This window comes from Kangiella taiwanensis, assembly GCF_020005165.1.
In the GTDB taxonomy this organism is placed as follows: Bacteria; Pseudomonadota; Gammaproteobacteria; order Enterobacterales; family Kangiellaceae; genus Kangiella; species Kangiella taiwanensis.
In genome coordinates, this window is the sequence record NZ_JAHCLT010000003.1 from 382,289 (window position 1) to 401,333 (window position 19,045).

A 19,045-nucleotide genomic window follows, 5' to 3' on the forward strand; every position below is an offset into this window, starting at 1 on the left:
CAGCCCTTTAATTTACAAAGAGTTACTGCTTTGAGTTGCGATTTATGCGTTGTCTATTTTGCTATTAATAAAGCAACCTTATTCAACGATCTGATATATCACCATCAAGAAAAGCGATTATACACCACTTTTCAGTAGCATAGAACGGATATGGCCAATTGCTTTGGTCGGATTAAGACCTTTTGGGCATACGTCTACACAGTTCATGATACCGCGGCAACGGAATACGCTGTAGGCATCATCTAAATCAGCCAAACGCTCTTCCGTACGCGTGTCACGGCTATCGATTAAGAAACGATAGGCCTGTAACAAGCCCGATGGGCCAACGAACTTATCAGGGTTCCACCAGAATGATGGGCAAGCCGTTGAACAACAGGCACACAAGATACACTCGTACAAACCATCCAACTTTTCGCGATCTTCTGGAGACTGCAAACGCTCTTTAGCAGGTGTTTCAGTGTCAGCGATTAAGTATGGTTTAATTTTCTCATACTGCTTGTAGAACTGAGCCATATCCACGACCAAGTCACGGATAACGGGTAAACCTGGCAACGGACGAATCACCACTGGCGATTTCAGGCTCGATAGTGACGTAATACACGCCAAGCCATTCTTACCATTAATGTTCAAGCCATCTGAACCACAAACCCCTTCACGGCAAGAACGTCTGAAAGACAAGGTTGGATCTTTCTCTTTAAGATCAACCAACACGTCGAGTAACATCTTGTCCGAACCTTCAGGAATGTCTAAGTCGAACTCCTGCATGTAAGGCTTTTTATCGGTTTCTGGGTTATAGCGATAAATTTTAAACTTCATATTTTTTAACTCCGTAGTCTCTTCGTTACGGACTCTTCGTTAGAAATTAGTAAGTACGAGCTTTCGGCGGGAAAGCATCAACTTTTTCAGGGTGCATATTCACGTCACGCGTGCCCATTTCTTCAGTCAGAGGATAGAAAACAGAGTGTACTAACCAGTTTTCATCATCACGGTCTGGGAAATCTTCACGGCTATGTGCACCACGACTTTCGGTACGGTATTCCGCAGCCATCGCTGTCGCGTAAGCCACTTCCATCAAGTTCTCAAGCTCAAGACACTCTACGCGCTCAGTGTTGAAGCCTTGCGACTTATCTTTCAATACCGCGTTCTTCATGCGCTCGCGAAGTTTCTTAACCTTCTCAAGACCTTCTTTCATCAAGTCGCCAGTACGGAATACACCGAAGTGATTTTGCATAGTTTGCTGTAATTCTTTACGCAACTGAGCAACATCTTCGCCCTCGTTAGACTCTTCCCAACGCTGATAACGAGCCATAGAGCGCTCAGCATCAGAGTCGTTAAAGTCCGAGAAAGGCAAGCCTTCACGAAGCGATTCTTCAAGATGTAAGCCAGCTGCACGACCAAACACCACCAAGTCAAGTAGTGAGTTACCACCTAAGCGGTTTGCACCGTGTACGGATACACATGCAACCTCACCCACAGCGTAGAAACCTTTAACTACTTTCTCTTCGCCATTTGGAGTGCGATCAATGACCTGACCATATTTGTTAGTCGGAATACCACCCATCATGTAGTGACAGGTTGGAACCACTGGAATTGGGTCTTTAACTGGGTCAACGTGAGCAAAGATTTTAGACAACTCACTAATGCCCGGTAGGCGCTTGTTCAAAACTTCTTCACCTAAGTGATCAAGTTTTAAGAATACGTGGTCGCCCTCTTCGCCAGCACCACGGCCAGCAAGAATTTCTTTCATCATTGAGCGAGCAACAACGTCACGAGACGCTAAGTCTTTAGCATTCGGCGCGTAACGCTCCATAAAGCGCTCACCATCTTTATTGATCAGGTAACCACCTTCACCACGACAGCCCTCTGTCACCAATACACCGGCGCCAGCAATACCCGTTGGGTGGAACTGCCACATTTCGATGTCTTGAACTGGAAGACCTGCACGTAACGCCATACCAACACCGTCACCCGTGTTAATCAATGCATTGGTGGTAGAGGCATAAATACGGCCCGAGCCACCAGTCGCAAATACGGTTGCACGTGATTTAAATAGCGCGACTTCACCCGTCTCAATCGACATAGCCGTCACACCACAAACGTCACCCTCTTCATTGCGAACGATATCCATGGCATACCATTCGTTAAAGAATTGCGTTTGCGCTGCTAGGTTCGCTTGATAAAGCGTATGTAATAATGCGTGACCGGTACGGTCAGCTGCTGCCGCAGTACGTGCAGCCTGCTCACCGCCGAACTCTTTCGACTGACCGCCGAAAGGACGCTGATAAATTTTACCGTTATCCAAACGCGAGAACGGCAAGCCCATGTGCTCCAGCTCATAAACCGCGGCTGGACCATTTTCACACATGTACTCAATCGCATCTTGGTCACCGATATAGTCCGAACCTTTAACGGTATCGAACATGTGCCAGCGCCAGTCGTCTGGATGTGAGTTACCCAACGCAACCGTAATACCGCCTTGCGCTGATACCGTGTGCGAACGGGTTGGGAATACTTTAGAAATCAATGCGACTTTTTGACCGCTTTTAGCAAGTTGCAACGAGGCACGCATACCAGCGCCACCGCCCCCTACAATTACGGCATCAAAAGTGTACGTAGGTATAGACATGCTTTATAAGCTCCACAATATCTGGATGCCCCACACTACTAGTGAAAGACAAATCACAATAACAATCGCTTGGAAGGCGACACGAATACTCACTTTTGGCATGTAGTCAGTCGACACAATCCACAAGCCAATCCAAGCGTGAATCACTACAGACAATAAGGTGAGTAGCGAGAACACCTTCATAAAGGTGCTAGCGAACAAACCCTGCCAAGCAGTGAACGTAATTTCTGGTGTTGTTGCAAAGAAGTAGCCTAAATAAACCACATAGGCCAACATAATTACCGCTGAAAGGCGTTGCAACACCCAATCGTGTAGGCCTGAACGGCCCAAACTCGTAACGGTAGTTACCATACCCATACTCCTAATAAAACAGCTGCAATACCTGAAAGAACCAAAACACTCCAAGCGCCACGGCGGCCACCTTCAAGCGATTCACCAATACCTAGGTCCATTAACAAGTGACGCACACCTGCAATAACGTGGTAAGCCACCGACGTTAAAATAGCCCAAAGGATGAATTGCCATAGGAATGATTCAGTGAACATCGCCTGAAGCTCGGCGTAACCAGCGCTATCAAACGACTTTTGCAGCATCCATAAAAGGATAGGTACAGCAATGAATAGAACAACACCTGTAATACGATGCAAGATTGACGATATTGCAGGCACAGGAAAACTTACCGTAGTAAGGTCTAAGTTTTTAGGTCTCTTTTTAATCACAACGTATCTTACAAAATTATTGCCTTGGTCGAAGAAGGCATGAGTTTATGCTTTCGCCAGGATGTCTACAACTGCTTTAATGTGTGTTCGACCCAGAAAAACTGCTAACCTGACGAACTCCCCAGTGATACATATTTCAGTCCGAAATTATATAAGTGCTTACCACTGATTACAATTATTTCCCCCGTCTATTTTCCTATCATTGGTAAAACTCATGGTTTAATAGAAATCGTCATAAAATTAATTTATGAAAATCATTCAAAATTTTGTAGAATGTGTGGCCTTCTTACTCTTAAACACAGCTTTTAGATTAAAAAGTAAGCAATTTATTGTCCCGAGGAGACTATATGTCGGATAAAACAGCTAAACTTAGCCTACCAAATGGCGAAGAACTCACCCTAGAAGTGCTTACACCAAGCCTGGGTAAAGATGTCGTTGCCGTTGGTGCATTAGGGAAAGCAGGTTATTTCACCTATGACCCGGGCTATGTATCTACTGGTGCTTGTGAATCAAAGATCACTTATATTGATGGCGCCAAAGGACAGCTACTTTATCGCGGTTATCCGATCGAGCAGTTAGCGGATAACTCAAATTTTGAAGAAGTTGCCTATCTATTGTTGAATGGCGAACTCCCAAGCAAAGAGCAATACGATGAATTCGTAGCAAAAATTAACAACCACACCATGGTTCACGAGCAAATGATGAGCTTCTTTAACGGCTTCCGCCGTGACGCTCACCCAATGGCGATCATGGTATCAGTTGTTGGTGCTCTTTCAGCCTTCTATCACGACTCTTTGGATATTAATAATCCTGAGCACCGTGACATCAGCGCGTTACGTCTAATCTCTAAAGTGCCGACAATCGCTGCAATGTGCTACCGCTACTCAGTTGGTCATCCGTTTGTTTACCCAAATAACGATATGAGCCTTGCTGAAAACTTCTTGAACATGATGTTCAGCATGCCTTCTGAAGATAACTGGAAGCCAGATCCTGTATTAGTAAAAGCTATGGATCGTATCTTTGTATTGCACGCTGACCACGAACAGAACGCTTCAACGTCAACAGTACGTCTTGCAGGCTCATCAGGCGCTAACCCATTCGCTGCTATCGCGTCGGGTATTGCGTGTCTATGGGGTCCTGCTCACGGCGGTGCTAACGAAGCATGTTTGAACATGTTGCGTGAGATTGGTGATGTTAAGAACATCCCTGAATACGTGAAGCGCGCTAAAGACAAAAACGATCCATTCCGCTTGATGGGCTTCGGTCACCGTGTTTATAAGAACTTTGACCCACGAGCTAAAGTGATGCGAGAAAGTGCTCATGAAGTTCTTGAGCTACTCGGTAAGCACGACGATCCTACGTTCAAAGTGGCGCTAGAGCTTGAAAAAATTGCGCTAGAAGATCCGTACTTCGTTGAGAAGAAGCTTTATCCTAACGTTGACTTCTACTCAGGCGTTATCCTAGACGCGATTGGTATCCCAACCAACATGTTCACAGTAATCTTTGCATTATCACGTACTGTCGGCTGGGTGTCTCAGTGGAACGAAATGATGGGCGAATCAAGCCGTAAGATCGGTCGACCTCGTCAGTTGTACACTGGTGAAAAAGCTCGTGATTACGTTGACATTAACTCAAGAAAATAACAGGCAAAGCTTTAGCTAAAAAGTTAAAATCTTCGCTGACATTATTTTTTTGAAATGTCTATAATCGGAAAGGAGTTGCGTTATTGAGAGCGCAGCTCCTTTTTCTTTTTTAAAACCTCAAAAATGCTGGTGGACTATGCAGAAGAACGTTAAACCTTGTTATTACGCAGATTACTTACAACTGGACAAATTACTCGATGCACAGCATCCAGAGAGTAAAAAGTATGGTGCAGAAGCACACGATGAAACGCTATTCATTATTGTTCATCAGGCGTACGAACTGTGGTTCAAGCAGATTCTGCACGAAATTCACGCCATTTTACCTGTGCTATCGAAAGATCCGGTGGATGAGGATAAGTTAAGCACGGTTAATCTACGCATCGAGCGAATTCATCGAATTCAAGAAGTCTTAGTCGATCAAATCGACATCTTAGAAACCATGACACCGTTGGATTTCCTAGATTTCCGTGATTATCTAATCCCAGCGTCTGGTTTTCAGAGCATTCAGTTTAAAGAAATCGAAATCCTACTGGGTTTAAAATCCGAGTTTCGTATTAATTTTGATAAGAAGTCTTTCTATAACCGTCTTAATGAGAAAGATCGCAATTATTTGATGAACTTAGAAGACCAACCGAGTTTATTCGATGCGGTTGAGCACTGGTTAGAACGTATGCCTTTCTTGGAGTTTGGTGACTTTAAGTTCTGGCAGATGTATAAAGATGCTGTTGAGAACATGCTGAGCCATGATGAACAGGTTATTAAAGACGCGGATTACTTGAACGATGCTGAAAAAACCTTCCAGCTTAATGATCTTGCGAATACTCGTGCTAACTTTGACGCCCTATTTGATAAAGAGAAGTATGAAGAACTTAAGCAACAAGGTCGTTTCCGTTTAAGCCAAGAAGCAACCCTGAGCGCCCTTTTCATCAATTTATATCGCGAACAGCCGATGCTGAACTCACCTTTCCGCTTATTACAGGGATTAGTTGAAATTGACGAAAACTTCACTACTTGGCGTTACCGACACACCACCATGGTTCACCGCATGCTAGGAACTAAAATTGGCACAGGCGGCTCATCAGGGCATGATTACCTGAAGCAAACGACTCAAAACAATCGCTTCTTTAGAGATTTGTTTAACCTAACAACTTTCCTAATTCCACGCTCGTCTTTACCTGAGCTGCCACCTGAAGTGATCAAAGCAGTGAACTTTAATCTTTAACCTTTTCTATTGGCTGAGCAATTAAGTTTGGGTTCAGCCAATGGTACAACCTCATAAAATCTAGTGGCTGGAAACGAAACTTAGCGTAGAATAAACACCTAAACAGCTACTTTTACCCTATTTTCGCAGGTTCTTGAAGAAGTTTTAACTTTTTTACGCTTTATAACTTGTGAGCCTTTTCACACTCATAATGCGATAATGCTTTACAATTGCCTCACTTCGTCGATAAGTGAAAGCATCTATAACATTGTTTTTACAGACTTTTGCTTACTTATAACCTTTAGGATTAACGTCGGTTTTATATGTTAAGAACACTGAGTAAACCTTCTGTATGGTTCACCCTTCTGGGTTTAGCCTTACTTAGCTTACATTTATGGTGGCAACCTTCTCACGTTAAACAGCTAGGTGCCGAGCTGTTGCACCGCTACTCATTAACCATGAGTTTTGATGCCGGTAACGAAGATATTGTTAACCGAACCTACCTGCCGTTGACCAATGATCGCCAAGAAGTCATCAACGAATCATTGCAATCAGGAACCTTAGAGTTCACTAACGATGAATCTTTAGTGGGTCGACAAGGTATTTGGACCGGTTTTTCCACAACGCCAATTCGCTATAGCGCTATTATTTCGTCACGTGAGCAAAAGTACGAAATCGACCCTGAACTCGATATCCCGACAGATTACCCGCCACACTTAAAACGCTGGCTCGAGCCCACCGATGTTATTCAGGTAAACGATCCTAGAATCCTTGAGCTTTGGATGAATATTCAGCCCAAAGAGCGCAAGTTACTGTCAACTCTACGGGCCATTCACGACTATACCTACAATGAAATTGAAGGCGCGCCCTTCAAAGGTACAACGGACGCGATTACCACAATGATTTTAAAGCGAGCGAGTTGTAACGGTAAAAGCCGCCTCTTCGTCGCTTTAGCGCGCCTGAACGGTATTCCAACGCGCCTGGTTGGCGGTGTTATCCTCGAAACCAGCAAGAAGAAAACCTCACACCAATGGGTCGAAGCTTATGTCCAAGGTCACTGGGTGCCATTTGATCCCTTAAACGGTTATTTTGCGCAGATTCCCCATCATTACCTTGAGCTCTATATTGACGACCAAGCGCTGTTCAGTCACACGCGAAATATTAACTTTGACTATATTTTCGATATCAAGCGCGAACACATCGCAGCGCCACTACTGCGTTTTGATAATGACGAAGGTGCGTTTTTTAATGCTGCGTCTTTACTTGCAAAACTTGGCATTGAGAATAAAACCGCCGGTATTTTCTTACTCTTCCCCTTTGTCGCGTTATTGATTTCGTTCGCACGAAACGTACTAGGGATTAAGACCTTCGGTATCTTTATGCCAATGCTGGTTTCCGCTGCCTGTGTCTACACCGGCTTCTGGCTAGGTTTAGGTGGTTTTGTGGGTGTGTTACTCACAGCATGGCTTGGTCAACTGTATTTTGATAAGCACAAACTCCTCAAAATACCACGGCTCGCCGCAATCATTACCCTGAACACCATCTTATTCATCGGTATTTTCATGGTGCTCGGTGAGCAGACGCCGCTACAGATGGGCATGATGACACTGTTCCCTGTAGTCATTATCTCATTCATCGCAGAGCGATTGAGCAATATGTCGCAAGACAATAACTGGCGCGAATTAATCATTACCAGTATCGGTAGCGTGATCATGATCGCGATCTGTTACTTGGCGTTCTCTTCAATTACTCTGCAGAGCTTCTTTGCCCTATTCCCTGAAACGTTACTGCTAGTCATGGCAGCGCAGATTTTCATCGGACAGTGGACAGGACTGCGTATTTCTGAGCACCTGCGCTTTAAAAATATTAATAAGCAAAAAAATACTATGGGTATTAACCAGCGGAATCGTGACTACGTTTATCGCCTAAACGAACGCAAGCTGCTGCAGTTGGCAATTGATAAAATCGAAACAAAAAAAATACTGCTGCAACATGGCGTACCAGTGCCACAAACGTTGGATATGTGTGATAGCTTTAGAAACCTTGATGAGTTTGTTGAGCACCTGAAAGACTTTAACAGCTTTGTCGTTAAACCAAACCGCGGCTCACAAGGCAACGGCATCCTAGTAATCGTCAAAAACGACGACGGTACTTTTGTTACCGCATCAGGTAAACGCTTAAGCTTGCTTGATATTCGATACCATGTGTCTGAAATCATCACTGGTAATTTTGCACAAGATGGTCAACCAGACACCGCTTATATTGAGCCACTATTAATTGAGCATCACGGCATTTCGAAAATAGCGAACCTAGGCTTAAGTGATATCCGTGTGATTTTATGTAACCAAAAAATCATAAGCTGCATGTTGCGAGTTCCAACAAAACTATCAGAAGGTAAAGCAAACCTTCATCAAGGTGCCATCGGCTTAAGCGTGGATATCGAAACAGGTATCACCACCAAGTGTAGCTTTAAAGGCAAAGAGCTTGATGCTCACCCTGACACAGGCTTTGACATTATCGGCGTTCAAGTTCCTTTCTGGAACAAAATTAAGCAGATAGCAGAAAGCTCGCAACAAGCGATTCCGCTTGGCTATATCGGCGTCGATATTTGTATTGATGAGAAATTAGGTCCTATGGTGCTGGAAGTGAATGGTCGACCAGGCCTTGAAATTCAAAACGTACAGCACAAAGGCTTTTCTGGAGAAATGGAGACGGCACGTGACAACACCTAGATATAATAAGGGGCTGTCAGCACCAGCATTGTGTGTGATCGCCCTACTTCTAACCTTAGTATTATCCGTTATTGAGCGTAATGAGCGAGAAGTCATCAACGATGGTACGCTGATTCAAATTGATGTGGATGACAGCCCGAGCGAGAATGTTGACTCAGGTAGTGATGATGATGAGTTCGACATTCCTGAGCCTTCACCTGAAGATGAGGGTGACAAAGGAAAAATCACTGAGAAAGTCATTAAAGATACTGTGCTAGCACTGTCAAACATCGATTTTTCTAAAAAGGTTCTGTGGAGGATACACCGCATCGAGCCTCTAAAAGGCTTCAGTGAAAGCGATAAAAACAAAGTATTGTTTAAAGCCGCATTACAGTTCTTCTCCAACGGGGACTATAAAAAAACACACACCTTAATTGGCAAGCTGCCACGCGGCATGCGCCATAAGGAGCGTCCAGGTTTTTATTATGCTCTAGCGTTAACTAAAGATAATGAAACTGAGCGCGCCATTCGTGCTTACCAAGGCCAGTTAGAACGCTTCCCACACCACCAAGCGAGCGCTATTAATTATGGTTTGCTGCTAATAGATGCCAAGCAATATGAAAAAGCGGTCAAAGCGTTTAAATATGCTATAAATACGACTAGTGGTCGTCGCAAGGCCAAGTCATATCGTAACTTAGGAAAGGCCTATTACGAGCTAGGTCAGTTTGAAGAAGCCGCTAAGCGATTCAAAAAAGCGATTGAGTACCAACCAAATAACAGTACTAGCTGGTTGAGTCTAGCCGAAGCACAGCGCGAGTTGCCTAAGTTCTCGCAAAAAGAAGTGCTAGAAACTTATCGCAAGTCGGTTTCATTAGCGCCAAATCGCTATAAGCCTGCATTAAAACGTGCCAATTATTTGTTCTCACAGCTGATGTTCGCACAGGCAGAAGAGGACTATAAAGAAGCACGTAAGCGTTCCAGTGATATCGTCGATACTGCGCTAATGCAAAGCATTAATTATATCGCTGCGGGCAATTTAGAGCGCGCTGATAAAATCGCAAACTCAGTAAAGCAAGCCAATAATGATGAAGAGCAGTTACTGGACTTTATCAAAGCACTAAGCAATGAAAAGTACGACACTGCGGAAGAGCTAGCGGAAGATATTGAAAAAGAAAAGCGCTTCGATAATGAAGAGCTATATCAATACCTTCGCTTACGATTAGCCGTTATTCAAAATGACGAAAAATACCTCAAGAAATTCGATAAGGACTTATTCAATGATCCTATCGTAGGCTGGCCAAGCCAGTTGGAGTACGCCAGAGGCTTGCTCCAGCAGGAACAATACGAAGAAGCTCAAACTATAGCGTCTAAAATTGCTGAGAAGTTACCAAACAGTGCAGAAGCACACCTTATCAACGGTCAGCTTCAATTACGTAACGGTGAACAAGTGGCTGGCTTCAATAGCCTCAAACACGCCTACAACATCTACCCAGAAAGCCGTCGCGTAGCCTTCATTTATGCCAAAGAGAGCTATAACTTTGAGCGCTACAAGGAAGCGATTGAGGTTATCAATAAGCTACAGCAGCACCACCCTAAAGACATTGAAGCGATCGAACTCAAAGCACAGGCTCACCACGCCATCGGGCAAAATGACTTGGCCCGCGCAGCTTATAACGAAGCGTTTGAGCTAGACGAAAAAAATCTGCATTCTGCGTATGCTCTAGCAAAGCTTGAGTCTGACTTAGGCAATAGACAACAAAGTTTGGAAGTGCTCAAAGATGTCTTGGAGCGTGACAGTTCTTACATTGAGGCCCGAGAGCTTAGAGCGAGCATCCTATGCAATGCTAGCGACTATGAAGAGTGCTTGAGTGAGGCTGAAAAAATCTTGGGGCTGGATAAGGACAATAAGGTCGCCAAAGAATTAACCGAACAGTATCAAGATAAGGTCCAAGCAGCAAACACCTCTAATGATGACAAGGAGAATACACCATCTGAGGAAGACGACAAGGATGACAAAAGCAGTACTGACAAGGACGGTGGGGAATCTGATGATAAAAAAGGTGATAAAAAAGACGACTAAAGGTCGTCTTTTTTCATGAAATAGCGCTATGTTTTAGAAAAACATCAGCTAGTGCTTCGAAACCTTGCGCATCATCGTCATCAAAACGATCAACTAACGGGCTATCAATATCCAAAACGCCCTTCACCTTTCCATCAATGATTAACGGCACCACCACCTCACTCTGAGACGCTGCATCACAAGCAATATGCCCCTCAAACTCGTGCACATTCTTGATGAGTTGAGTTTTCTGGCTTTCCGCGGCTGCTCCACACACGCCGCGTCCGAATGGAATATGCACACACGCGACTTTTCCTTGGTACGGCCCAAGAATCAAATGTTTCGCTTTAACTGGGTTAGTGACGTAAAAACCAGCCCAGTTCAAATCAGGAATCATCTGATAGATAAAAGCCGAGGTTTGCGCCATATTCGTCACCGAATTGCTATCCTCACCAAGTAGCGCACCAAGTTGCAATGCTAATTGGCGATAATATTCAGGCTTATTGGTACGATATTCTTCAATTTGGCTCGGATCGAGTTCAAACATAAGCGTTTAGACGTTTAAATAGGTAAGTTTGCGCACAATAGCCCAGACAAGCTGTCTTGACAAGCGCAAATTATGCGCATCCTTATAACCACAAGAAATAACTAGATATTGTGGTAATTTGCCCTTTTTGCCACTAGCCATGCACTAAATCTCACGGTAACATAAGCGAAGTATTTAGTCCTTGTAGCAAGTTTTTAGGAGAGTAAGCCGTGTCGATCACCACCAAAGGCAAACGTAGCCCTACAGCCTCACCATGCATTGGTACTTGTAGCACCGTGCTTGGCGATGAAGTCTGTCGCGGCTGTGGCCGAACCTTTGATGAGGTCCTAAACTGGCATAACTTCACTGATAATGAAAAAAAAGCGGTCAATTTTCGCCTAAAAATGGAAGGCAAATTGAAGTTCTAATACAATACCTCCTCTTTTTTTGAACGTATAACACGTAAACAATAACCTTAATAAGCCGAAACGGAGCTTAACACTATGTTAGTAACTATTGTCGATGCCCTTGCGGGGAAACCAGGCATTGGTGAAGAAGTCACCGTCCAAGGGTGGGTTCGCACTCGTCGCGACTCGAAAGCTGGTTTGTCATTCATCAACGTGCATGATGGCAGCTGTTTTAATCCAATCCAAGCCGTGGTCGACAATACTATCGAAAATTACAATTCGGAAGTGATTAAGCTTACTGCAGGTTGTGCCGTGAAAATTGCGGGTAAATTGGTTGAGTCACAAGGCAAAGGGCAGTCTTTTGAAATTCAAGCCACGAAGGTAGAGGTTCTGGGCTGGGTTGAAGATCCAGACACGTACCCGATGCAGCCAAAGCGTCACAGCATGGAGTTCTTGCGTGACAATGCTCACCTACGCCCTCGTACCAACATTTCAGGCGCGGTAGCACGTGTACGTAACACCATCGCTCAGGCAATTCACCGTTTCTTCCATGAAAACGGCTTTAACTGGATTCATACGCCAATCATCACCGCTTCTGACGCCGAAGGCGCAGGCGAAATGTTCCGCGTTAGCACGCTGGATCAAATGAACCTACCGAAAGACGACAAAGGCAACATTGATTACAGCAAAGATTTCTTTGGCTCTGAGTCGTTCCTGACGGTATCGGGCCAATTAAACGTCGAAGCTTACTGTATGGCGATGTCTAAGGTTTACACCTTTGGCCCGACATTCAGAGCTGAAAACTCAAACACCAGTCGCCACTTAGCAGAGTTCTGGATGGTTGAGCCTGAGATCGCGTTTGCCGACTTGAATGATAACGCTGACTTAGCAGAAGACATGATGCGTTACGTCTTCGAAGCGGTACTGAACGAACGTGAAGACGACATGGAGTTCTTCCAGCAACGTGTTGATAGCGAGTGTATCAACCGTCTACGTAACGTTATCGACAACAAGTTCGAGCGCATGGACTACACAGACGTCATCGATATCCTTAAAAAGTCAGACAAAAAGTTCGAATACCCTGTTGAATGGGGAATCGACTTACAGTCTGAACATGAACGCTTCATCGCCGAAGAACACGTAGGCCGCCCAACGGTAGTCATGAACTATCCAAAAGACATCAAAGCCTTCTACATGCGCTTAAATGACGACGAGAAAACCGTTGCCGCAATGGACGTTCTAGCGCCAGGCATTGGTGAAATCATCGGCGGTGCACAACGTGAAGAACGTTTGGATATGTTAGACAAGCGAATTGCAGAAATGGGCTTACCAGCTGAGCATTACTGGTGGTACCGTGACCTGCGTCGTTATGGCACAGTGCCTCACGCAGGGTTCGGCTTAGGCTTTGACCGCTGTGTATCGTACGTCACAGGCGTCGCCAATATTCGTGACGTGATTCCATTCCCACGTGTACCGAATAACGTGAAGTTCTAAACAGCTTCTTAATTGAAAAAGGCTGCATTTTTGCAGCCTTTTTTATATGCTGATATAGTCAATGAAGTCATACACGGTAAGGATCAGGCATGAGTCAGCAAAACAGCGATAAGACCAACAATATCGACAAGCAAAAGGTCACTAAGTCTGGCTATAAAAGCGAGATTACTCAATTTCTTGAAGAGCTTGATGAAACCATCCAGCCGGACTCCCCTGCTCGTCAAGCTGAGCGACAAAAATACGAAGAAATTAACGCCAAGCGCGATAATCCGGACTACGAAGAAAAACAATCCAAATTGTGGAAAGGCTTTTAAATTCGTTAAAAGCCTTAAATGGGACTTGGACATGCGCACATTATTTCTGACGCTAACGCTGCTGTTAGTAACGTCAACATCGCTTGCTGGTATTGCTGATATTGAGCTCACGGTTGAGGAGCAACGGTTAACTGAAGCTAAAAAGCAGCTCCCCGAAGTTGTAGACCGTTATGACGAGACGGTAGAAGCTTTCAAACGCGAACTTCGAGCTAGCCCAGGCTTTGATAAGACACTCGCCATGACCACCCAATACGCAGAGGCGCTGTGGCAAATAGCAGTAACAGACTTACAGGCGACAGACTCAACATTTGACGACCGCCCGCTCTACTGGGCTCGCTTAAAAATGACCAAAGCCCTGCGCACGGAAGATCTTGTAAAACCACTCAAAAAGTCACAACTTGATGAACTGGAAACTATTATTGATCAAGTGTCCAGAGGCTACAGCACCCTAGCCTTCAACCAAGAGTCTGATGTTAAGATATTGATCACCGGCTTTGATCCTTTTCTACTCGATAGGAATATTAAGCAAAGCAATCCCTCAGGAGTCTCAGCGCTTCGCCTAGATAACACCATCATCGAAAAGGACGGTAAAACGATAGAGATCCAAGCGGCCATGTTCCCTGTGCGCTACCAAGATTTTGATGAAGGCATTGTCGAGAAAGTCGTTAAACCATTCCTAAAAGATAACTCTATCGATATGTTAGCGACCATCAGTATGGGCCGTGAACATTTCGATTTAGAACACTTCCCAGGGCGCCGTCGCTCGTCCTCTGCACCTGATAACAACAATATCTATTCAGGTGGTTCAGCGGCTAAACCCGTTATTGGAAAGCTTGGGGAGGAGCATCTCGAAGGCCCAGAATTTGTTGAGTTTTCGCTACCCTACGAAGCCATGATGAAAGCCAAGGGCAAATATCAAATTAATGATAATCGAGAAGTCACGACGATCGACAAAACCTTTAGGCCCAATAGTTTAGAAGAATTAAAAGGCGCCATAGCCGTCGAAGGTGGCGGTGGTGGCTACCTTTCCAATGAAATCTCCTACCGCACAATAAACCTAGGCAATAAACTTGGTACTAAAGTCCCCACAGGACATATCCACACACCACGAATTAAAGAATTCGATAAAGACGTTATTAAAGCGATTGTAGAACAGATTAAAGGGATGTTGGTTAATGCAATTACCGATACTCACGGGTAAACCACTACTCTTTCTTAAGATTTTTTATGTTATTGCTGTTTTTTCCACTTTTTTACTTATAACTCTTTATTGGCTACTTGGTCTGATATTTACAACTTCTATGATATTTTCCGAACATTTTACTTTTCGTTCGGAAATTTTATTACTAGTGGCAGTATTAATTTTAGGAGGTACTGGGCTAATTAGCTTTTTACTACTCAATTTGAATATATTTTCTCAAAAAAAGAGTTTTTGGCACATTTCTAAGAAAGTACATTTCGGTGTTGCCGTAGGCTGCTCTTTGTCTGGACCACTTATTTTGTACTACGGATTAGGCTTCATACCTATTATGCTTGTGGCCCTCGCTTATTATTTTGCTAAGTTAAATAATAAGCAATATTAATAAACAATCTTAACGAGCGGCAGTAGCAAACTACCCCCACCTCACAAAATCATCCACCTCAGGAACAGGTTTAGATTTTAGCTCTACCGAAGGCGTACCAAGGTAGATAAAGCCGACAATCGTATCTTCAAAGTCTAAACCTAACGGTTGCTTCATGTGGTCATTAAACGCCAAGCTTCCTGTACGCCAGTAGGCGCCGTAACCTAAATCATAAGCCCCAAGAATTAAGTTTTGCACCCCAGCCCCCGCTGACAAGATTTCCTCAACATGCGGCACCTTAGGGTTATTCTTCGCCTTAGCAACCGCCACAACCACCATAGGCGCTCGGTGAGGCTTATTTTTAATCTTCTCCTGCTTGTCCTCATCAAGGTTTGGATTGTCTTTCAGAGAAGCTTGAAGCAAGTAGTCACCAAAGCGACTCAACGCCTTCTCACCCTCAAAAACAATGTACTCCCAAGGCTTCTGTCCCTTATGATCTGGCGCACGCAAAGCCGCCTTAAACATCAACTCTAAATGCTCTTTAGAAGGCGCAGGCGATTCCAAGCGACCACACGAAACACGATTAATAATAGACTCGATCATTGTGAATGATTCTCAATTAGAATTTATGAGTGAATGATACAATATGTGGTTAGGATTGGCTAATGAAGAGTTGACTACTGTAGCCTGGATTAGCGGAAGCGTAATCGAGGGAAGTGGTAGCCTGCTAACTGAAAGCCTCGAAGGCGCTTCACTTCTTCGAGGCTACGGTTGCTTTTAGTCTAAATTGCATAATCTCATACCAGTGGCTACAAATTGACACTGTTCTTCTTTAGAGCAAATATACTTTAGTTCGTCACTACAGTTTTGATACCTTTTTCCTAGTCGAAAAACATTTCCTGATTGAACTACAAAAAATGAATGGAGATCCTGCTCTAGCTTGAGTACTTCACCCGTATCATTTAGCCCATCATATATTGGAAACCCGTGTTCTGCTTGAGATATAAGTTTCTGGCACAAGTTATCCTCACAACCATAAAATTTATTATTAACAGCGCAAGCTGAGATCAAAATAATTAAGACGCAGGTTACTAGAATTTTCGTAGCATATAACATAAGAATACCCGAATTAGGCTATAACTTACTAATTTATAAGGAGTAATTGTTACCCAAAATTGGCTAACACAATTGTGAACGTAGTCTCGATTAGAGTCAGCGTAATCAAGGAGATAAATGAATTGTTAACATAAAACCTCGAAATCACTTACGTTCATTCGAGGCTACGCTTAATCAAAATAATATACTCTGACCCAGTTACTCTGACCCCATTAATCTTTATTTTTTTGCTTTAACTCTTTGATCTTTGCTTCTTCTTCAAGTCGTTTACGTTCAAAAAACAAGCTGAACATACCTTTAGTTTTTGTAGTTTTCTCTTTCTCAAGTTGGCTCAACAGTTTCTTTTTATCTTTTAGGAGCTTCTCAACTTAGCCGAGTAAAGCAGATTTTTTTGCCTTAAGTTGCGAAAGGTCCGACTTTAAGTATAGTTGATAATGATCAACTCCTCGTGAACCTAATTCACCTATAAGACAATTAAAAGCTTCTTCTGTGAGAGCTCCATCTAAGTATATGCCAACTAGTTCATCAGTGCTTTTCTTAGAATAGGATTTAGCAAGTTCTCTTATATTTACATCCATACTTCCACTCCCTGACTTACGTTACTTGAGATACTTTGTAATTTTATGATCTGTTGTATTAATTAACTCAAAAGATAGTAACAAGATCAAAGGAGTGTTGGAAGTATAAGGCTTGGTGTTCAGACTTGAAGAATTGTCATCCTGACGAAAGTCAGGATCCAAAGACTTTGAACGAGGAAATTCGAAAACTACCTTTGGGCGCAGAGTTTTATCCCTTCGGGGAGTACTCAGCACATCCTGTGCTTCGCCCTTCGGGCCAGCGTCGCCCTGCTCCGCTGTTAAAATTTGTTCCCGACAAATTTTTCGAACCCTTACAGGGATTCTCCATCCCCATGCAGAATATGCAGACATAAAAAAACCTGGCATATAGCCAGGTTTTTTTTATGTGGCATCCCGTAGGGGAGTCGAACCCCTGTTACCGCCGTGAAAGGGCGGTGTCCTAGGCCTCTAGACGAACGGGACACAAAACTTGTTGTTTGAAGCGGTTGTTACCGTATGCCTCAAACGCGGGCGAAATAATAATGTTATCGGGTATCTTTGTCAAAGGTTAATTGCACTTTTTTTATGTTTTTTGCGATTTTTTTATTTTTTGCTCTAAAATCAATCACTTTGCTTAAATTTCAAACGCTTAAAAAAGAAAACCGCCAGAGCTAGGGCTACGGCGGCGTGTCACTACTCTTTTTATAGTGCTTTAATAATTATGCATTTTCAGCTTGGCGTTCTTTCATACGCTTTTTCATGTGAGCCTTCTTTTCTTCCCAGCGCTTTTTCATCTTGGCTTTGATTTCAGCTTTCTTGGCTTGCTGTTCTGGGGTTAATAGCGCGTTGATTTGGTGGCTGGCGTTTGCTTTGATCACGGCTTTGTCAGCGAATACCGATTGGTATTGAGCATGAAGGCTACGAACAGCTTGTTCGCTGTAGTCTGGGCTGTTTACAAGGTCTCGTAATGCTTGTTTATAAGCTTTTAATGACTCATGAAGCCCCTTCTCCTGCTCTTTAGCGTTTTTCATGATACTTTTGACTTCGGATTTTTGCTCATCGCTCAGATCAAGCTTTTTCAGAATGTGCATCGCGCCATGGTGATGCTTTTTGGCATGATGTTTATGATTTGGACCGGCTTGTGCTGGTGCGATGGCTAAAGCGCCGGCGAACAAAGCAATCATTGATAAGTAAGCTAATGGTTTCTTTAAACTGCTCATAATATTTCCTTTCAGTTGATGTGTTTATTTTGAACAGTTAACAGTCTACGCCCCGCTTTGCTAAGCAACGCTAAGCGAGTGTAAAGTTTAAGTAAAAGTAGTTTATTCAAATCGTGAAGAAGGATATAACATAAGCTAGTGATATTATTGATAAAACTCCGGTAACGTCCAATTAGTCCTTAGCATGAGTAAACAAGTCTTAATAATTGATGATGACAAAGAGCTTTCGGGTTTGTTGCTCGAATATTTGTCGAGCGAACAAATCCATTGCGATCAAGCCTTTGATGGCGAGTCGGGGCTGAATTACTGCAAGCAAAAGCCGTATGACTTGGTACTGCTGGATATTATGATGCCTGGAATTGATGGCCTTGAGACGCTAAAAGAGTTGCGTCGCTTTAGCAAGGTACCTGTTTTGATGCTAACCGCTAGAGGCGAAGACTACGATAAGATTTTAGGTTTAGAATTAGGTGCTGATGATTACCTACCTAAGCCTTTTAATCATCGTGAAATGTTGGCTCGCGTTAAAGCGATTTTGCGCCGCTTTGATTACGCGCAGGAAGAAAAGAAAAGTAATATCCAAAAAGCCGGAACCTTGGTCATGAATCATAATACGCACATGGTTCATATTGATGGCGAAGAAATCGAGCTGACGGGCACTGAGTATCAGTTTTTGGCCTTTTTGTTAGAGAACTTTGGTAACTTAGTCAATAAAGATGAGCTGAGTAGAGAAATCTTAGGACGTCGTATTGTGCAGTATGATCGCAGTATTGATGTTCATATCAGTAACTTACGCAAAAAACTAAAACCTGAATCTGAGCTGGAGATTAAAACCATACGCGGCTCAGGTTATCGTTTAGTCAATAGAGAATTATCGGACTCCCTCAAATAAT

Annotated in this window: 19 protein-coding genes and 1 tRNA gene; 10 read left to right on the forward strand and 10 right to left on the reverse strand. The window is 43.5% G+C overall.

What is annotated here, in order from left to right:
* Positions 1-117: 117 nt before the first annotated feature.
* The 4 genes from KFK88_RS10915 to sdhC are packed head-to-tail and all read right to left on the reverse strand — an operon-like array spanning position 118 to position 3,345.
* Entirely contained in the window at positions 118-816 is a 699-nt protein-coding gene (locus KFK88_RS10915) for a succinate dehydrogenase iron-sulfur subunit (protein WP_223579595.1), read from the reverse strand.
* Positions 817-862: 46 nt separating this feature from the next.
* Positions 863-2,626, reverse strand: a complete 1,764-nt coding sequence (gene sdhA / locus KFK88_RS10920) for a succinate dehydrogenase flavoprotein subunit (protein ID WP_223579597.1) — start codon at positions 2,624-2,626, stop codon at positions 863-865.
* Between the two features lie 3 nt (positions 2,627-2,629).
* The gene (sdhD, locus tag KFK88_RS10925; protein WP_223579599.1) at positions 2,630-2,977 is read right to left on the reverse strand and encodes a succinate dehydrogenase, hydrophobic membrane anchor protein; all 348 of its coding nucleotides are present in this window, start codon (positions 2,975-2,977) and stop codon (positions 2,630-2,632) included.
* Positions 2,971-3,345: a succinate dehydrogenase, cytochrome b556 subunit gene (gene sdhC, locus KFK88_RS10930; protein ID WP_223579601.1), complete on the reverse strand. Its 375-nt coding sequence runs from the start codon at positions 3,343-3,345 to the stop codon at positions 2,971-2,973. Before sdhC ends, sdhD begins: the two co-directional genes overlap by 7 nt.
* Positions 3,346-3,692: 347 nt before the next feature.
* Between sdhC and gltA the strand changes: the two genes are divergently transcribed.
* From gltA to KFK88_RS10950, 4 genes are all read left to right on the forward strand, one after another.
* Entirely contained in the window at positions 3,693-4,988 is a 1,296-nt protein-coding gene (gene gltA / locus KFK88_RS10935; RefSeq protein WP_223579603.1) for a citrate synthase, read from the forward strand.
* A 136-nt stretch (positions 4,989-5,124) separates the two neighbouring features.
* Complete coding sequence (locus KFK88_RS10940; protein ID WP_223579605.1) at positions 5,125-6,210, forward strand: tryptophan 2,3-dioxygenase family protein; 1,086 nt, start codon at positions 5,125-5,127, stop codon at positions 6,208-6,210.
* Between the two features lie 302 nt (positions 6,211-6,512).
* Complete coding sequence (locus tag KFK88_RS10945) at positions 6,513-8,921, forward strand: sugar-transfer associated ATP-grasp domain-containing protein (RefSeq protein ID WP_223579606.1); 2,409 nt, start codon at positions 6,513-6,515, stop codon at positions 8,919-8,921.
* Positions 8,908-10,980, forward strand: a complete 2,073-nt coding sequence (locus KFK88_RS10950; RefSeq protein WP_223579608.1) for a tetratricopeptide repeat protein — start codon at positions 8,908-8,910, stop codon at positions 10,978-10,980. Before KFK88_RS10945 ends, KFK88_RS10950 begins: the two co-directional genes overlap by 14 nt.
* A 13-nt stretch (positions 10,981-10,993) precedes the next feature.
* Here KFK88_RS10950 and KFK88_RS10955 read toward each other — a convergent pair whose 3' ends face one another.
* Positions 10,994-11,506 carry a GAF domain-containing protein gene (locus KFK88_RS10955; RefSeq protein ID WP_223579609.1) on the reverse strand — a complete coding sequence of 171 codons (513 nt, stop codon included), beginning with the start codon at positions 11,504-11,506 and terminating at the stop codon, positions 10,994-10,996.
* A gap of 209 nt (positions 11,507-11,715) precedes the next feature.
* Here KFK88_RS10955 and KFK88_RS10960 point away from each other — a divergent pair, with 209 nt between their 5' ends.
* From KFK88_RS10960 to KFK88_RS10980, 5 genes are all read left to right on the forward strand, one after another.
* On the forward strand, positions 11,716-11,913 hold the full coding sequence (locus tag KFK88_RS10960; protein WP_223579611.1) for a DUF1289 domain-containing protein: 198 nt from the start codon (positions 11,716-11,718) through the stop codon (positions 11,911-11,913).
* A gap of 75 nt (positions 11,914-11,988) precedes the next feature.
* Positions 11,989-13,386: an asparagine--tRNA ligase gene (asnS, locus tag KFK88_RS10965; protein WP_223579613.1), complete on the forward strand. Its 1,398-nt coding sequence runs from the start codon at positions 11,989-11,991 to the stop codon at positions 13,384-13,386.
* 89 nt (positions 13,387-13,475) lie between these two features.
* The gene (locus KFK88_RS10970; RefSeq protein WP_223579615.1) at positions 13,476-13,700 is read left to right on the forward strand and encodes a CBU_0585 family protein; all 225 of its coding nucleotides are present in this window, start codon (positions 13,476-13,478) and stop codon (positions 13,698-13,700) included.
* A 31-nt stretch (positions 13,701-13,731) separates the two neighbouring features.
* On the forward strand, positions 13,732-14,901 hold the full coding sequence (locus tag KFK88_RS10975) for a C15 family peptidase (protein WP_223579617.1): 1,170 nt from the start codon (positions 13,732-13,734) through the stop codon (positions 14,899-14,901).
* Complete coding sequence (locus tag KFK88_RS10980) at positions 14,876-15,283, forward strand: hypothetical protein (RefSeq protein ID WP_223579620.1); 408 nt, start codon at positions 14,876-14,878, stop codon at positions 15,281-15,283. The genes KFK88_RS10975 and KFK88_RS10980 overlap by 26 nt, the downstream gene beginning before the upstream one ends.
* A gap of 30 nt (positions 15,284-15,313) precedes the next feature.
* Here KFK88_RS10980 and KFK88_RS10985 read toward each other — a convergent pair whose 3' ends face one another.
* The 5 genes from KFK88_RS10985 to KFK88_RS11000 all read right to left on the reverse strand — a co-directional run bounded on the left by KFK88_RS10985 (position 15,314) and on the right by KFK88_RS11000 (position 18,155).
* Positions 15,314-15,865 (reverse strand): nitroreductase family protein, encoded by a 552-nt coding sequence (locus KFK88_RS10985; protein WP_223579622.1) that lies wholly within the window; start codon positions 15,863-15,865, stop codon positions 15,314-15,316.
* A 725-nt stretch (positions 15,866-16,590) separates the two neighbouring features.
* On the reverse strand, positions 16,591-16,713 hold the full coding sequence (locus KFK88_RS11955; RefSeq protein WP_263296425.1) for a hypothetical protein: 123 nt from the start codon (positions 16,711-16,713) through the stop codon (positions 16,591-16,593).
* Positions 16,714-16,746: 33 nt separating this feature from the next.
* A complete protein-coding gene (locus tag KFK88_RS10990; RefSeq protein ID WP_223579625.1) occupies positions 16,747-16,956 on the reverse strand; it encodes a hypothetical protein in 210 nt (69 codons plus the stop codon).
* A 386-nt stretch (positions 16,957-17,342) separates the two neighbouring features.
* Positions 17,343-17,418 (reverse strand) — tRNA-Glu (locus KFK88_RS10995).
* 236 nt (positions 17,419-17,654) lie between these two features.
* Positions 17,655-18,155, reverse strand: coding sequence for a Spy/CpxP family protein refolding chaperone (locus tag KFK88_RS11000; protein WP_223579628.1), 501 nt, complete (start codon positions 18,153-18,155; stop codon positions 17,655-17,657).
* 184 nt (positions 18,156-18,339) lie between these two features.
* Here KFK88_RS11000 and KFK88_RS11005 point away from each other — a divergent pair, with 184 nt between their 5' ends.
* The gene (locus KFK88_RS11005; RefSeq protein WP_223579631.1) at positions 18,340-19,044 is read left to right on the forward strand and encodes a response regulator transcription factor; all 705 of its coding nucleotides are present in this window, start codon (positions 18,340-18,342) and stop codon (positions 19,042-19,044) included.
* Position 19,045: the final 1 nt, after the last annotated feature.

Coding starts and splice junctions, on each gene's coding strand:
- KFK88_RS10915 (WP_223579595.1), bottom strand. CDS start 816: ATGAAGTTTAAAATTTATCGCTATAACCCAGAAACCGATAAAAAGCCT.
- sdhA (WP_223579597.1), bottom strand. CDS start 2,626: ATGTCTATACCTACGTACACTTTTGATGCCGTAATTGTAGGGGGCGGT.
- sdhD (WP_223579599.1), bottom strand. CDS start 2,977: ATGGTAACTACCGTTACGAGTTTGGGCCGTTCAGGCCTACACGATTGG.
- gltA (WP_223579603.1), top strand. CDS start 3,693: ATGTCGGATAAAACAGCTAAACTTAGCCTACCAAATGGCGAAGAACTC.
- KFK88_RS10940 (WP_223579605.1), top strand. CDS start 5,125: ATGCAGAAGAACGTTAAACCTTGTTATTACGCAGATTACTTACAACTG.
- KFK88_RS10945 (WP_223579606.1), top strand. CDS start 6,513: ATGTTAAGAACACTGAGTAAACCTTCTGTATGGTTCACCCTTCTGGGT.
- KFK88_RS10955 (WP_223579609.1), bottom strand. CDS start 11,506: ATGTTTGAACTCGATCCGAGCCAAATTGAAGAATATCGTACCAATAAG.
- asnS (WP_223579613.1), top strand. CDS start 11,989: ATGTTAGTAACTATTGTCGATGCCCTTGCGGGGAAACCAGGCATTGGT.
- KFK88_RS10970 (WP_223579615.1), top strand. CDS start 13,476: ATGAGTCAGCAAAACAGCGATAAGACCAACAATATCGACAAGCAAAAG.
- KFK88_RS10975 (WP_223579617.1), top strand. CDS start 13,732: ATGCGCACATTATTTCTGACGCTAACGCTGCTGTTAGTAACGTCAACA.
- KFK88_RS10980 (WP_223579620.1), top strand. CDS start 14,876: ATGCAATTACCGATACTCACGGGTAAACCACTACTCTTTCTTAAGATT.
- KFK88_RS10985 (WP_223579622.1), bottom strand. CDS start 15,865: ATGATCGAGTCTATTATTAATCGTGTTTCGTGTGGTCGCTTGGAATCG.
- KFK88_RS10990 (WP_223579625.1), bottom strand. CDS start 16,956: ATGGATGTAAATATAAGAGAACTTGCTAAATCCTATTCTAAGAAAAGC.
- KFK88_RS11000 (WP_223579628.1), bottom strand. CDS start 18,155: ATGAGCAGTTTAAAGAAACCATTAGCTTACTTATCAATGATTGCTTTG.
- KFK88_RS11005 (WP_223579631.1), top strand. CDS start 18,340: ATGAGTAAACAAGTCTTAATAATTGATGATGACAAAGAGCTTTCGGGT.